Source organism: Lysinibacillus sp. NPDC058147 (genome assembly GCF_042884205.1).
Classification (GTDB): Bacteria; Bacillota; Bacilli; order Bacillales_A; family Planococcaceae; genus Lysinibacillus.
Map to the genome: position 1 here is coordinate 338,971 of NZ_JBHVUJ010000001.1, position 16,150 is coordinate 355,120.

At 36.7% G+C, this 16,150-nt stretch carries 13 protein-coding genes; all 13 read left to right on the forward strand.

From position 1 onward, the window contains the following. Positions 1–3: 3 nt before the first annotated feature. The 13 genes from yihA to ACFVT8_RS01720 all read left to right on the forward strand — a co-directional run bounded on the left by yihA (position 4) and on the right by ACFVT8_RS01720 (position 16,091). Positions 4–585 (forward strand): ribosome biogenesis GTP-binding protein YihA/YsxC, encoded by a 582-nt coding sequence (gene yihA / locus ACFVT8_RS01660; protein ID WP_132357011.1) that lies wholly within the window; start codon positions 4–6, stop codon positions 583–585. 118 nt (positions 586–703) lie between these two features. After that, the gene (locus ACFVT8_RS01665) at positions 704–877 is read left to right on the forward strand and encodes a YjfB family protein (protein ID WP_012295488.1); all 174 of its coding nucleotides are present in this window, start codon (positions 704–706) and stop codon (positions 875–877) included. Between the two features lie 320 nt (positions 878–1,197). Further along, complete coding sequence (locus ACFVT8_RS01670; protein ID WP_387082241.1) at positions 1,198–2,856, forward strand: hypothetical protein; 1,659 nt, start codon at positions 1,198–1,200, stop codon at positions 2,854–2,856. A gap of 313 nt (positions 2,857–3,169) precedes the next feature. Then, a complete protein-coding gene (locus tag ACFVT8_RS01675; RefSeq protein ID WP_387082240.1) occupies positions 3,170–4,624 on the forward strand; it encodes an S-layer homology domain-containing protein in 1,455 nt (484 codons plus the stop codon). A 19-nt stretch (positions 4,625–4,643) separates the two neighbouring features. Next, positions 4,644–7,547, forward strand: coding sequence for a vWA domain-containing protein (locus tag ACFVT8_RS01680; RefSeq protein ID WP_387082239.1), 2,904 nt, complete (start codon positions 4,644–4,646; stop codon positions 7,545–7,547). 121 nt (positions 7,548–7,668) lie between these two features. Then, positions 7,669–8,136: a hypothetical protein gene (locus tag ACFVT8_RS01685; protein ID WP_387082238.1), complete on the forward strand. Its 468-nt coding sequence runs from the start codon at positions 7,669–7,671 to the stop codon at positions 8,134–8,136. Between the two features lie 464 nt (positions 8,137–8,600). Continuing rightward, positions 8,601–9,965 (forward strand): glutamyl-tRNA reductase, encoded by a 1,365-nt coding sequence (gene hemA, locus ACFVT8_RS01690; RefSeq protein WP_387082237.1) that lies wholly within the window; start codon positions 8,601–8,603, stop codon positions 9,963–9,965. 449 nt (positions 9,966–10,414) lie between these two features. Then, the gene (locus ACFVT8_RS01695) at positions 10,415–11,242 is read left to right on the forward strand and encodes a cytochrome C assembly family protein (RefSeq protein ID WP_387082236.1); all 828 of its coding nucleotides are present in this window, start codon (positions 10,415–10,417) and stop codon (positions 11,240–11,242) included. Positions 11,243–11,260: 18 nt separating this feature from the next. Further along, positions 11,261–12,193 (forward strand): hydroxymethylbilane synthase, encoded by a 933-nt coding sequence (gene hemC / locus ACFVT8_RS01700; protein ID WP_387082235.1) that lies wholly within the window; start codon positions 11,261–11,263, stop codon positions 12,191–12,193. Then, positions 12,183–12,944 carry a uroporphyrinogen-III synthase gene (locus tag ACFVT8_RS01705; protein WP_387082234.1) on the forward strand — a complete coding sequence of 254 codons (762 nt, stop codon included), beginning with the start codon at positions 12,183–12,185 and terminating at the stop codon, positions 12,942–12,944. The genes hemC and ACFVT8_RS01705 overlap by 11 nt, the downstream gene beginning before the upstream one ends. Then, positions 12,941–13,921: a porphobilinogen synthase gene (hemB, locus tag ACFVT8_RS01710; protein ID WP_387082233.1), complete on the forward strand. Its 981-nt coding sequence runs from the start codon at positions 12,941–12,943 to the stop codon at positions 13,919–13,921. Before ACFVT8_RS01705 ends, hemB begins: the two co-directional genes overlap by 4 nt. After that, complete coding sequence (gene hemL / locus ACFVT8_RS01715; protein WP_387082232.1) at positions 13,922–15,214, forward strand: glutamate-1-semialdehyde 2,1-aminomutase; 1,293 nt, start codon at positions 13,922–13,924, stop codon at positions 15,212–15,214. A 430-nt stretch (positions 15,215–15,644) separates the two neighbouring features. After that, complete coding sequence (locus ACFVT8_RS01720; RefSeq protein ID WP_053484835.1) at positions 15,645–16,091, forward strand: SRPBCC family protein; 447 nt, start codon at positions 15,645–15,647, stop codon at positions 16,089–16,091. Positions 16,092–16,150 lie beyond the last annotated feature (59 nt).

Genomic DNA, 16,150 nt, shown 5'->3' on the forward strand with positions numbered 1-16,150 from the left:
AAAATGAAAGTCCATAACGTCGAAATGGTCATAAGTGCTGTAAGACCAGACCAATATCCAGAAGATGGACTGCCAGAATTTGCACTAGCCGGTCGTTCAAATGTGGGGAAATCCTCATTTATTAACCGAATGATCGGTCGTAAAGCTTTAGCACGTATTTCTTCTAAGCCCGGAAAAACACAAACGCTTAATTTTTACAAAATTGAAGAGCAATTGTTTTTTGTGGATGTACCGGGCTATGGTTATGCAAAAGTTTCAAAAACTGAGCGTGAAGCATGGGGAAAAATGATTGAGCGTTACATTACAGGGCGTAATGAATTAAAGGCAGTCGTACAAATTGTTGATTTACGCCATCCCCCTACGGCTGATGATCGTATGATGTATGATTTTTTAAAGCATTACAATATTCCTTGTATTGTCATTGCAACAAAAGCAGATAAAATTCCAAAAGGTAAATGGGATAAGCATAAAAAAATCGTGAAAGAAACGCTAGACATGGAAAAGAATGATCCTCTTATTGTCTTTTCTTCAGAAAAAGGGATTGGTTTTGAAGAAGCGTGGCGTACAATTGAAAATAAAATGTAATAAAAAAACATCTATTGAGTCTATTATTTAGGACAGTAGATGTTTTTTTATTAAAAATGGGGGGAATCGCTTGATGAATGAAACATCTGACCGATAAATTAAATAGGAGGTGGACTAGATGGATATCGCGGCTTTATCAATGGCAATGAATCAAGCAACTTTAATGCAAAATGTATCTCTAGCTGTAACGAAACAAGCAATGGAGATGCAACAGCAAAATACAGAACAATTAGTTGAAATGTTAGATGCTCCACATCCGACAGCAGGACATACAATTGACGTTCAAGTATGATGAAACACAGGTAAAGGTAGCTTAAAATTGGAAGCTACCTCTATCTTTGTGTCTATCGGTAGATTTATCTTCTTTCAGCAATTTAAGTCGCTTTTCACGGGGTGTCCAAACATCCGCTGAAAGAAGTTAAAGCCTCCGGCGGATGTCACGGAATCGGAAAGGAGTTCTTTGTGCAAGCACAAAGCAGATTCCGGACGCAATTATGCTGAGGTATAATTGATAAGAAAGTAAAAGCACTAAAATGTAACTTTTTGAATAGGAAAAACTACCAATAGTACGATATACTATTTTTAATACATTTTTTTAGGAGGCGGGATTTGTTGAAGAAGATTCCATACATACTAATGATTGTGTTACTAGCGGTTCTCGGATTTTCATCAATTCAAACAGCGCATGCTGCCCAAATGGTGACTGGAACGTTTGTCGATGTAACATTTTCAGAATATACAAATTCAAACGGAGTAATAGAAAAAAAGCTTAGTAAAATTACTTTGCAAAATGAAAGCGGTCGTCAAGTTACATACAATATAAACGATAGTGCCCGCCTGTATATTAATAATACAGTGACAACAATCGAAGGCTTTAAGATGGGAATGAAAGTAGAAGCCGAAATTTCCCTTCGTAGTGTTGTTGAGCTTCGAGGTACTTCTAATTCTACAAATGAAACAGAATCTCCAACAGTTGCACAAAATACTAAAACACTTGCTGGAGTAGTGACAAGTATAGATCCAAATGGACTATTCATTATGCTGAAGCCAGATATCGGAGAGGAAACAACTTACTATATAAATAAAGATACAGCATATCAAAAAAATTCCTCAGCTGTCGATATTAGCGCTTTATATGTGGGGGATCGTGTGAAGCTTAGCCTTAAAAATCGAAACACATCCATTGTCACAAAAGTAGACATTAGTGAGACAGGAACTTTAGTTGAAAACCTGTATAAAGGTGAGATACAGACAGTTAATGCCAATGCAAATAAATTAACTGTCAAAAATCAACATGCTTTTATCAATTGGCAATTTGGATCTGATACAACAACGGCTTTATCAACGATGGATTTTTCATCGAAGGTTCCGGTCTATGTTGGAAATACTAAAATTGATAAAGGTCAGTTGAAAAATTATATTGGTAGTGAAGCCTATTATGCAACAGTGAAACAATTTGGTAAAGAAGTGATTGAAAAAATTGTTGTCTTGAAAAACAACGAGAGAACTTACTATGAGCCAATGCTTTCTGTCGATGCTAAATATCAATTATTAAAACTTAAATCTGCTGGTACAGTATACTTCCACGATGGAACGATTTTAATTAGAAATGGTCGTTTAATTGAACCAACTGGCTTATTGGCTTATGGTACAGCCTTTGTTATTTCGGACGGTGCTGCACGTGATCATTATGCCCAAGTTGTGCAAGTGACTAGTGATAGCTTTATGTCACCAAACTTAGCAGGTCATGAGTTATATTATGGACGTTTATCACAATCAGATGGCTATTTAATCGAAATTGATGATGCGATGAAGATCGAGTCAAATGTCTTCAAGAAAACAGATCGTACTGTACTATCTGTAAGTAATTCTACGAAGGCAATAGTGGATGATGGTAACAAAATTTATAGTGTCATTCCTGATATTGAGCTTCATTTATATGAAGGAGAATATGGATACTTCTATGTGAAGGATGGTCATGTGCAAGCCCTTCATATTCTTAATAAAGCGAAGCCTGTTGCACCATTAATGTTAACTGGTAAATTACAGTCAGTTAAATCGAAATACCCAGCTGTCATCAATGTGAAGAGCGTTAGTCAATGGCAAAATGGTCGCTGGTATGAAGCTGGTGAAATGGTTGATATGAATATTGACCAAGCTACAATTATTAAAGCTGGTAAAGTTATTCAAGCATCTGATCTAAAACCTTCTGATCGTTTAGTAGTCTTATCAGATCGTTTTGTCAAAGCTCATTTAATATTAGTTGATTAATGAATTTAGAAGTCTATGAGTCTTCTACGAGTATATTCACGATGAAGGTATTCAGCTTTAGCGAACTTAGAGCTTGCTTATGATGAAAAATATTGTCGCCCTACGAGTAGAAGACGAGTAGATTTTAACCTTAAATTTTTTAGGTGTGTTGATTATAAGTTTATTCATAGGATTTATTTGCCTATGAAAGCCTATCTTCTGCTGAATGTAGTAGATAAAATGATTGATCGACACATCTCATTATTTTGTTGAAGACATTATTGACAGCTCCAGATGCGGATATGTATGGAATGAAAGAGAGGGTCAAAAAAGAATGCGAAAACATTTATCTAAAATAATGTTAGTAGTTCTTGCTGTATTTGTTATTGGAGCTACTATCCCCAAAAATGCAGCAGCTGCTTCATTAGAAACAACAGGTGCTGTAAAAAATGAATATACATATGAGGAAGCTGTTTTCATTACAGGAACACCGATTATATTTAAAGGCACTAGTAAAGACATTAAAATCACACAAAAAGAATCTAAAGGAAAGCTAACTGAAACATATAGTTTAAAGCTAACGGCAAGTAACGGTGCTACATTAACACGAAATATGGCCTATGAATCGGATGTTGTAGATTATGCTACGATTGGTCAAAAAACATCGAATGGTGTAGTGAAAAAGTATACGGAGAAAATTGTTGTTGGGAAAATAACGTATACATTGGAAGATTACCAATTTTCACAAGGGACTGTAACGGACAATCGTGCAGCGTCTGATTATTACTCTGGTAATGTGATTTCAAGAAAAACGTATGCCTTTCAAACTGGGACTGGAAAAAATGCAGTCAAAAATACTGTAACAATTGATACTGATAGTCGTCATGCTGGCTATGAAAACTTCTGGGGAGCAACAGAAACACAAATAACAGAAGCTGTTTATAATTATAGCGACGGTAAGACAAGCCATGTGAAAAATCGTTTATCTACAAGCAAATCACGTGTACTAAACTATGAAGAAAACCTAGGAAGTTTAGGTAGCTTTGATGGTGGGTATGCAGTAGTAAGTGAAAAGGATGTTATTTCTGAATATACGTATGATTTAGCCTCTGGGCAAAAAGGCACTCTTGATTTAGATAAAGAATACATGCCGACAATTGAACGTTTAATCATACCTAAGTTCCGTGATATATCAAATCATTATGCGAAAGGCGCTATTGAAAAATTATACTCTTTAGGTATTTACTCTGATGCAAGTAACTTCTTCTCACCAAATACACCTATGAAGCGTATTGACTTTACAACGGCGATTGGTAAAGCGGTTGACTTACGTGTTATGGAAGAACCGAAAACGAAAAAATCGACATCAGGTACTAGTATTTTCAAAGATGTTAAACGTACGGTAAAAGATTATGCTTATATTGAGTCTGCGTTTAATAAAGGAATTATTAAAGGTGTAACGCCAGAGTATTTCAAACCTGACAATCAAATTACTCGAGCTCAAGCAGCTACGATTTTTGTACGTGCATTAGGGCTAGAAAATAATGCGCCAGATCCAGGCTATGTTACGAAGTTTAAGGATGATGCACAAATTCCTAACTATTCAAAAGACGGAATATACATTGCAAATGAATTAGGTTTAATGACTGGTGACCCTATAACAGGTCGATTTAATCCAAATCAACCATTAACGCGAGCACAAGCATCAGTAGTGCTAGAACGTTTCTTGAACTATTTGGAAAGTGACTTAAAACAAAACTATCGAGATGACATATTGTTCTTTAACTAAAGAAAGGGCTGAAAAATAAATGACGTATGCCAAAAAAGCATTTCTATCCCTGCTTTGTTTCGTATTAGTCTTGATGACAGCAACGCCAGCTGTGACTCATGCCGCTACGACAATTAATGATGTACCAACAAATAACGGTAAATACAAAGCTATCTCATGGGCAGTCGATAATGATTTACTCGCGTTGAATAGCGCTAATAACTTTTTACCTAATGAGCAAATAACTGATCGAGAGCTTGTTGTAATGTTTGCAAAGCTCGATAAGAACTATGCATTAACATATAACGACAGCGTCGCTTATAACTTCTATAGCGATTTTTATCTACCATTTAACGGTACTTACACAACAGCCAATCGTTCGAAAGCTGTTACACGAGGACAATTTGCGCGTATATATGCTGCATTTAAAGGCTTAGATTTAGATGAGCCACAGGCGGTTCAATATTTATACACAAATGATATTTCTACAGGAAGCACTGGTAAAAAGACATTTGCGGATTTCAATCCTTCTACAAAACTAACTCGTGGAGATATTGCTGAATTTTTATATCGCAGTGTACAAAACGGCAATTTTGCTGTAATAGGATTAAAACGTGCTACAGCAGGGCGTGATAACGATAAAATCACATTGCCTCCAGGCTTCATGGGCTCAAACAACGCAGAATTTGAAGAGCCAAAGGATAATAATAATGATTTTACTGGACCAGAGTATGTGAATAATGCTCTACAAAGTATTGATGTTGAAAAACCAGATTTAATCGCAAATGACCAAGATTCAACGCTCATTACTGTATCTTTAAAAGCTTGTAATGGTGATCCAATACCTGATGATAAATCGTATACATTCCGTGTAACTTCATCATATGGTGCGAAAATCGTTGACACATCTGGCGAAGCTGTTCGAAATGTACAATCAGATGGCTCTACTGTCTCTGCGATTGTGATAGCACCAAAAATAACAAAATCTGTACGTGACACAATTACATTTGAACTTATTAACAACACAGATCCGGGCATGAAATGTCTTGTAGGCGAAAAACTAAATGCACATGTCCGTTACTTACCTCAGCCGGAAATGCGCATTGATTATCAAGTGTATGATCCAGCAAACACGGATGATGAAAATGGAAATGTAACACCTCCATATGTACCGTATGAAAAATTACCTGAGTTCTTTACTGAAAATATTGTTAACGTTCATTGGATTGATACAGAAGAAAAGCTATTTAGTATTGGACAGCAAACGAATGTAACGAATACTTTAGGAAATGTTGAAAATAAATATTTACAATATGGTGGTAGTGATAAAAATTACCCTGCATTAGGCTATGAAAATGCTATATTGCAGTTTGAGAACTATAACATTTCAGTTTGGTTATTTGAAGAAATTATTCAAAAACGCTTGAAGGATTCTATTAAAGATACGATTGAAATTATGTATATGATTTCAGATGATGGGCGTCCAATTTATCGTATTCAAGGAATTGATGATGCGATTGCCTCACAGGTTGAGAACATTAATCCAGTCGGTTCTATTATTCAACTTATGGGTTATTTGCCAGACGAAAAAAAATTGACGCTTGAGCATTATGATAGTGTCATGAAAATTTATGCTATTTTCACAAGCTTGAGTAACTATGATCGAACAGTATTATTAAAATACCAAGGTGGTAAATTGCTCGGTCAAGTAGAAGCTTATAAAAAACGAGTGGACGCATTAAAGGAAAGTGCGGATGAAGCATCAAGACCGTCTGGTAAAGATCGTTATACTAAGGTAATGGTTACATTAGTAAGACCAGGTGGAGAAATTATTACTGACTACCAAGGAACAGTAAAAATTAAGTTTGATGGTGTTGAGAAAACAGCTTCATTCGTGACAAATACTTCGGATTATTTAAATAACACAGGAAGCCCAGGGACAGCTGTAGCATACTTTGACTCAGTTATTTACGGGAATTCTAAAGCTGAAGCAACATTAGTAAATTCAATAGATCCTCGTTATGCAACAATATTAAAGGATTTAAAAGATAAAACAATTACAAAGGACATTTTCACAAACCCTTACTTTAGTAAAAATTCTTGTTCATTAGCAACAGAAGTCGCTTACGTAGTTGATTACTCTTCTTCCATGAAAGCAACTGACCAAACAAATTACCGCGGTAAGAAAATGCTAGAAGTAATCAATCAAATTAAGGCTAAAAATAATATTGTAATTGAAACAAATACAAAAGCTACAGTTCTTGGAGAGGGCAGTACAGACAACGTCTTGAAAAAGGATCTATATAAAGCATCGAAAGAGAAGGGTGCCACAGATATTTTTACAGGTATAGACATTGCACTGTCTAAATTCTCCAATGACTCGAAAACCTCAAAATCTATAATTGTCGTATCCGATGGTAAAACAAGTAAATCGAAAATGACAAAAGTGCTGAACGATGCAAAAAATAAAGGAGTTAAGGTTTACACTGTAAGTATGGGTAAAAAATCACAAGTCAATGATGCAATTTTAATGCAACTGGCTACTGAAACTGGTGGTACTTATTACCATGCAAACAATAACTTACAATTACATCAAGTTTTCCAAAAAATTATTGATTCAATTTTATGTAAAACTTCGTCGTCAAGTTGCGTGAATCCTGAAAATCTATTTGAAGAAGCGACAGTTACTTTACGCAAAGGCAATATTACAATGAATGCAAGAATTGATGGCAATTGTTCAAATGTTGCAAAGGTTAATGTACGATTCCCTTCTTTAAGTGGAGATGTGCAATTTGAACTGAATAAGCGTAGTGATAGTGTTTACATGCTAACAAAAACAGTTCAAACAATGCAGGACTTCAAAGTTAATAACGATATAGAGTTCGTAGCATACGATAAAGACGGTAAAATTATAGCTACAAAAACCGTGGCGATTACAAATTAATAGATAAAAGTTATTTTTAAGCTGAACTAATTCTAACCATTAGTTCAGCTTTTTTTGATTTTAGAAACTATAGCATTCACCAAAACGTGGGGTTGATTTCCGTTCCGAATGTGCGTGTCCGATGAGATGCTTAGGCAAACAGATGTTTTTTGTGCGGAAGCGTAGTGCTAACGTAGCGGCAGCAACACGAAGTTGGTCACGAATGGGTTATCACAGGAGCCAAAAACTAAAGCTACCACTTAGAGTCCCTCCAATAAATTTTACGCATCATTTTGGACGGTTTACCGATTCAAAAAATGGAGGCAATGATGTATTTGAAGTGACATTTATAAATGATCAATCATCTGAAAATCACTATATAATTGACATTCGTCCACTAAAGTATAAATTGCCTTTAAGAGAGAAATATGTATTGAACACTTTTGAATTAAAAAATGGAAATATAGCAACCTATATGAATATTGCAGGTTTTAACGTACTGGTTTTCTATAGAGACAATTTGCAGTATATGCTAAGTATTGATAAACGAGTTGCAAATAAAGCGACACCAGAAACTTTAGTAGACATAGCCAATTCTATTAATTATTAAATGAGAACAAAAATTTTGCTGTTCGTTTTACAGAGATTCGTTGAAATAAAACAGTGAAACTAGCCTTGTTAAAAATAAATTAGCAATGCTATTTTTTTTAATAACAATGGGGCTGTTTTAAAATCTATTAATAGTATATATTTTTTATGCCCATTTTTATGATTGTAACGGAAGGCTACTCGACTCCCGCGGGAAAGCGAGTAGCCTGTAGTGGAAATCATTGTCTTCTAATTAAAATAGAAGTAGATGAAGATAGTTAAACAATATATCCTGATTCTTTATAAAATTTCTGGACAAACAATAAATTTGAAACCGAACGTATAATTTGTTACACTTAGATTATAATAATTCTAATGTAGATGACGAATTACAGTTCTTCATGACATGTTCACAAATTATTGATGAACTCTTGTCGAACTGTGCTATAATGAGATTTGTCAATTAGAACGTGAGAGGTGTTATTCATGCATACCATTGTAGTAGGCTTGAATTATAAAACAGCGCCTGTTGAAATTCGTGAAAAGTTATCATTCATAGAGAGTGAACTACCACAGGCAATGGAAGCGCTACAACAACAAAAAAGTATATTAGAAAATGTTATTGTTTCGACATGTAACCGTACAGAAATTTATGCAGTGGTTGATCAATTGCATACTGGACGTCATTTTGTTAAACAATTTTTAGCAAATTGGTTCGACCTGCCTGTGGAGACATTTTCTTCGTATTTAACAATTCGAGAAGAAGATGAGGCAATTGAGCATTTATTCCACGTGACAGCTGGAATTGATTCTATGGTACTTGGCGAAACTCAAATTTTAGGACAAGTACGAAAAAGTTTCTTAAGTGGACAAGAGATTGGAACTACAGGAACGGTATACAATCAGCTATTTAAACAAGCAGTGACATTCGCGAAGCGTGCACATAATGAAACGGCTATCGGTGAGAACGCGGTATCTGTCTCTTATGCAGCTGTTGAACTAGCGAAGAAAATATTCGGATCTTTACAACGTAAACATGTAGCCATTTTAGGTGCAGGGAAAATGGGAGAACTTGCTATTGAGAATCTTTACGGTAGCGGTGTAGGAAAAGTAACCGTAATTAACCGTACGTTCGAAAAAGCAGAAAGTTTGGCAGCTAAATTTGACGGTGAAGCAAAATCTATGAAGGAATTACAATGTTCGTTACTGGAAGCGGATATTTTAATTACGTCTACAGGTGCAACAGATTATGTTATTGACTATGAATTGATGCAATTTGTTGAACGTTTACGTAAAGGTAAACCGTTATTTATGGTAGATATTGCGGTTCCACGTGATATTGATCCACGTGTTGGAGATTTACCAAATGTTTTCTTATATGATATAGATGATTTACAAGGTATCGTCGAAGCAAATTTAGCTGAACGTGAACGTGCTGCAGCTGATATTTCTTCAATGATTGGCAAAGAGGTTGTGCAATTTAAAGATTGGGTTGCGACTCTTGGCGTTGTCCCTGTCATCTCGGCTTTACGTAAAAAAGCGAATCATATTCAAGAAGAGACAATGATTAGTATCGAAAATAAAATGCCAGATTTAACGGATCGAGAACGTAAAATTTTAAGTAAGCATACAAAGTCTATTATTAATCAATTGTTAAAAGAACCAATTTTACAAGCTAAGGAAATGGCAAATTCACCAAAAGCAAATGAACAGTTACGTTTATTCCAACAAATTTTCGGTATTGAGGATGCTGTGGAAGCTGAAGTTACTGCGATGACAGAACAAGAGCTTGAACGCAAAGAACGCTTACAGTCGTCACAATCTTCCACTGAACCAAAGTATTCTTTCTAACTTCTTTCAGTAGAAGTCTCCCATCTCTATAGGTGGTGAGATGAATGCAGGTTAAAGTTACTTTTCAGCGGGTGTCAAACATTCGCTGAAAGAAGTTAAAGCCTCCGGCGGATGTCACAGAATCGGAAAGGAGTTCTTAGGGGATGTTAGCCTAAAACCATCGCATCCATGCGATAACGGCTAACTGACCTGCATCACGCAGGCCTAAGCACAAAGCCGATTCCGGACACAATTATGCCAAGGCATAATTGATAGATGTCTATGTGTTCGCGGTGCAACTTTAGAATTATTAGTTGTTCCTTTAAGTTTCTTCTCGCGAACGAGATTTTCTACTGATTTTTAAATGAGGCGTTTTCGTATCTGTATGGTAAACTAAGGATACGAAAACGTTTTTTTTCTAGGCTAAAGTACACTACTTTAGCACTTTCAATATAAAGAAGGGATGTCTATTGGCTGATTTGACAATGACAAGGCTCTATGAAGTAATGATCGTCTTGTATGCGATCAGTCTAGTATTTTACTTTACTGATTACTTTTATAAGCAAATACGAGCAAGACGAATTGCTTTTTGGCTTGTTTCATTCGTATGGGTAATTCAAAGCGCCATTATACTATTAACTTTTGTGGAAACGAAGCGTTTTCCGATTTTATCCTTGTCAGAAGGGATTCTCTTTTATTCCTGGCTGCTCGTGACATTATCTATTGTTTTGCACTGTATTGCACGGGTAGATCTACCGGTATTTATTATTAATATACTAGGATTTTTATTCGGTAGTATCTTTACTTTTATGCCGAAACGGTCAACAGGAACAGTTAGTGATACTTTAATTTCGGAATTGCTTTTTATTCATATATCTTTTGCAATTTTATCGTACGCAGTGTTTTCGTTAACATTTGTTTTTGCGATATTGTATTTAGTTTTATATCGTTTGCTTAAAAAGAAGAAATGGTCACATTTATGGACAAGGTTGCCATCACTACAGCAGACGAGCAACTGGATGAATGTTTCATTTTACATTGGTATTCCATTGCTATTTGTAAGTTTAATTTTAGGGTTTGAATGGGCACTACTAACGCTAGAGAGTTTTTCAATTTTTGATGCGAAAATTATTGGGTCCTTTATTATTTTAGTTTTGTATTGCTTTATATTGTATGTGAATCGTAGACGTAAGCTGATAGGGACAACTTATGCGTGGGTACATATATACGCTTACCTATTAGTTGTTGTTAACTTCTTTTTAGGAAGCAGTTTATCACGATTCCATTTATGGTATTAGAAGAGAGGTTGAAGACTGTTGAGAAAAATTATTGTAGGTTCTAGGAGAAGTAAGCTAGCTTTAACACAAACAAATTGGTTTATCAATGAGTTAAAAGCAGCCGGAGCACCATTTGAATTTGAAGTGAAAGAAATTGTCACGAAAGGTGACCAAATTTTAGACGTGCAGCTTTCTAAGGTAGGTGGTAAAGGGCTTTTCGTAAAAGAAATTGAACAAGCGCTTTATGACAAAGAAATTGACTTTGCTGTGCATTCTATGAAGGATATGCCTGCAGTACTGCCAGAAGGATTAGTAATTGGCTGTATTCCACCACGTGAAGATGCGCGTGATGCATTTATTTCAAAAGGACATGTAAAATTTGCCGATCTTCCAGCGGGAGCTGTAGTTGGGACAAGTTCTCTTCGTCGAAGTGCTCAACTTTTAACAGTCCGTCCAGATATAGAAATTAAATGGATTCGTGGAAATGTAGATACACGTTTAGCTAAACTTGAAACTGATGAATACGATGCAATTATTTTAGCAGCAGCTGGACTAAAACGCCTTGGCTGGAGCGATGATGTAGTTACTGAGTTTTTATCTGTAGAGGATTGTCTACCTGCAGTAGCACAGGGTTCTTTAGGTATTGAATGCCGTGGAGACGATACAGAGCTATTAACGGAATTAGGCAAGTTAACAGATAGCCTAACATGGAAAGAAGCACATGCAGAACGTGCTTTCCTAGCAGCTATGGATGGTGGCTGTCAAGTACCTATCGCAGGATACGCAAAGTCTAATGGGGAAGAAATTACATTAACTGGCCTTGTTGCTGCACCAGATGCTTCAGTTGTTTATAAAGAAACGGTTGTGGGCTCTGATGCGGAAACTGTTGGGAAAGAGCTTGCTGAGATTTTAACGAAGCAAGGTGCTTTTGATTTAATTCAACGAGTAAAGGCAGAGCAAGATGCCAAGTAATTTACCTTTAGAAGGTAAAACTATTATTTTGACAGGTACATCTAAGACGACAACAATAATAGATGACATTACAGCTTTAGGTGGACAAGCAGTAATTGCCCCATTGATTGAAACTTGCGAGATTATCGCTAAAAACGATGATGTGCATTTAGAGTTTGCCCGTCAATTTGAATGGCTCATTTTTACGAGTCAAAATGCTGTAGAAGCTTTTGCCAGCAAGATGCAACGGTTTAATGTAAGTGCAGGGCATTTTCCTGGGAAAATTGCTTCTATCGGTACTAAAACTACTTCTGCTTTAGAAAAGCTAGGATTCCATGTGAGCTTTATGCCTTCTATATTTAGTGCAGATGTATTTGTTCAGGAATTCCCTAGTGTTGCAGGTAGCAAACCTACGTGTCTATTTATTCGTGGAGAAAAAGCGAAAAAGACATTAAAGGAAGGGCTGCCCTTTAAATTGAAGGAATGGACAGTTTATGAAACGATTGAGCGACACGATCAACAACAATTAATGATTGAATGTATCCGTGCGAATAGCGATGTCACAGTGGTTTTTGCTAGCCCTTCTGCTGTTGAGGTCTACGCCAAGGATGTAGCTTCGGTCATTGGTTGGGAGGCAGTACGTGTAGCCGTAATCGGTCATATTACAGAAGCTGCTATTTTGAATCACGGTGCTATTGTAGATGTTATGCCGAGCGTATATACAATGCAAGCGGTCATCGAGGAAATAACGAAAGTAGGAGAAAGAAAATGACAAAATTACAATTTCAAAGACATCGTCGTTTGCGTGCAAATGCTGCAATACGATCAATGGTAAAAGAAACATACTTACACAAAGAAGATTTAATTTATCCAATCTTCGTTATTGAAGGCGAAAACATTAAAAATGAAGTATCTTCTATGCCGGGAGTTTTTCAATTTTCATTAGATAAACTTGAAGCTGAGATTGATGAAGTTGTTGCTTTAGGTATTCCTGCGGTTATTTTATTTGGCTTACCTGCAGAAAAAGATGCAGTCGGAACGGGTGCATTCCATGATCATGGTATTGTGCAAGAAGCAACACGACTTATTAAAGCTCGTTACCCAGAGCTTTTAGTTATTGCAGATACATGCTTATGTGAATTTACAGATCATGGTCATTGTGGCGTAATTGAAGGCGATCAAATTTTAAATGATCCTTCATTAGATGTTTTAGCACGTACAGCAGTATCACAAGCAAAAGCCGGTGCGGATATCATCGCTCCTTCCAACATGATGGATGGTTTTGTGGCTGCCATTCGTGCAGGTCTAGATGAAGCAGGCTTTGAAAATGTTCCGATTATGTCATATGCCGTAAAATATGCTTCTAGCTACTATGGTCCATTCCGAGAAGCAGCTGATGGTGCGCCTCAATTTGGTGACCGTAAATCATACCAAATGGATCCATCGAATCGTATGGAGGCATTCCGTGAAGCAGAGTCGGATATTGCAGAAGGTGCAGATTTCTTAATCGTTAAGCCAGCTTTAAGTTATTTAGACATTATTCGTGATGTGAAAAATAACTATACATTACCGATTGTTGCATACAACGTTTCTGGTGAATATGCAATGATTAAAGCAGCGGCTATTAATGGCTGGATTGAAGAGAAAAAAGTAGTGCTTGAAACGTTACTTAGCATGAAACGTGCAGGCTCAGATTTAATCATTACGTATCATGCTAAAGATGTTGTACGTTGGTTGGAGGAGAAATAAATGACGCGTTCTTACGAAAAATCAAAACAAGCTTATGCTGAAGCAATTAACTTAATGCCAGGTGGTGTTAGTAGCCCAGTACGTGCATTCAAATCTGTAAATATGGATCCAATCTTCATGGAATCTGGTCACGGTGCTATTATAAAAGACATTGATGGCAATGAATATATTGATTATGTACTATCATGGGGACCTCTTATTTTAGGTCATTCACATCCAGAAGTAGTACAAGCAATTGCAGAAACAGCAGCGAAAGGCTCTTCGTTTGGAGCGCCTAGCTACACAGAAAATCGATTAGCTAAATTAGTGTTAGATAGACTACCTGGTATGGAAATGATTCGCTTCGTTTCTTCGGGTACAGAGGCTACGATGTCTGCTTTACGCGTAGCGCGTGGTGTTACAGGGCGCGATAAAATTTTAAAATTTGAGGGCTCTTATCATGGTCACGGTGATTCCTTACTAATTAAGGCAGGCTCTGGTGTAGCAACATTAGGCTTACCTGACAGCCCAGGTGTCCCAGCGGATATTGCACGTAATACATTAACTGTAGCGTACAATGACTTAGAAGGGGCAAAACTTGTTTTCGAAAAGTTTGGTTCAGAGCTTGCGGCAGTAATTGTTGAGCCAGTCGCAGGAAATATGGGCGTTGTACCTCCGCAACCAGGCTTCCTACAGGGCTTACGTGAATTAACAAAGGAACATGGATCATTGTTGATTTTTGATGAAGTTATGACAGGTTTCCGTGTTGACTATGGCTGTGCACAAGGTTATTTTGATGTAACACCAGATATGACAACGTTAGGGAAAGTAATTGGTGGTGGACTTCCTGTCGGTGCATTTGCGGGGAAAAAAGAAATTATGGAGCAAGTAGCACCAGCTGGTCCAATCTATCAAGCTGGAACATTGTCAGGGAATCCTTTAGCCATGACTGCAGGCTATGAAACATTATCTCGCCTTGATAATAGCTCTTATGAATACTTCAAAAAGCTAGGAGATCAATTAGAGTCTGGTTTCCGTGAAGCAGCAACGAAATACAATATTCCACATACTGTGAATCGTGCCGGTTCAATGATAGGTTTCTTCTTTACGAATGAAGATGTTATTGATTTTGCTACAGCAAAAACGTCTGATTTACAATTATTCGCTGAATACTTCCGCCTAATGGCAGAAGAAGGTATTTTCTTACCGCCATCTCAATTTGAAGGTTTATTTATTTCTACTGCACATACGGAAGAACATATCGCAAAAACGGTGGAAGCCTTCCATAATGTATTTGCACAATTAGCAAGATAACAGGTTGATATATAATAGCATGCTAGAAGTATTTTCTGGCATGCTATTTTTGTTGATAAAAGTATGCAATATGCCTTTGCCTGCTAGGGCTTATATTTTTACGGTTCATCACCAAAAGTTGCGGATGACTTTTGTTAAAACGTCTACTTTGTAAACAAGTTGATTGGAGTAGAGACTGGGTGACTCCTTGGGGATCAGCGTCACAGATGAGACCCTGCAGCGAAGCGAAGCGGCTCATCGGACGCCCCCAGTCGGAACGGAAATCAACCACACGTTTTGATGATGATTCATTTTTACCCGTTAAATGATAATGAATGTATGATCGTTACCGTTTGAAAAAAAATATTAAAATTATAACTTTCAGCATAGCCAAATTGTGGGCGAAATCGTATATAATATAGCTATTCGTAAAAGAAAGTAGTGAAATGATATGGCAACTGGCACACATATGGTCGAAGTACCCGTAGGAATTGAAAATGTATGGGATTTCGTCAGTGATATGGAAAAATGGGCAAAGCTTGTCCCAGGTTATAATGCGCATGAAATGATTGATGAAAAACATTCAAATTGGACATTTAAAGGTAATGTTGGTGTACTGAAAAAAACAGTACAAGTAGAGATTACTATTTTAGAATGGGCAGCGCCTACAAAAGTAACATTCGAATTAAAAGGACTTTCTGACAACTTTTCAGGAAACGGTTATTTCCTAGCAGAAAGTATTGATGCAGAAAATACAAAGATGACAGGCTTCTTAGAAGTAACAGCAGGAGGATTAGCTGGTCCTGTTTTAAATCCAATCTTTAAGCCAATCGTACCAAAAGCAACACAAATGTTAACAGATCGTGTGGCAAATAAAATTAAATTGGTGAATGTATAATTGTGCAACAGTAAAAAGGCATGCTAGAAGTTTCTAGTATGCCTTTTTTAGACTCTTGA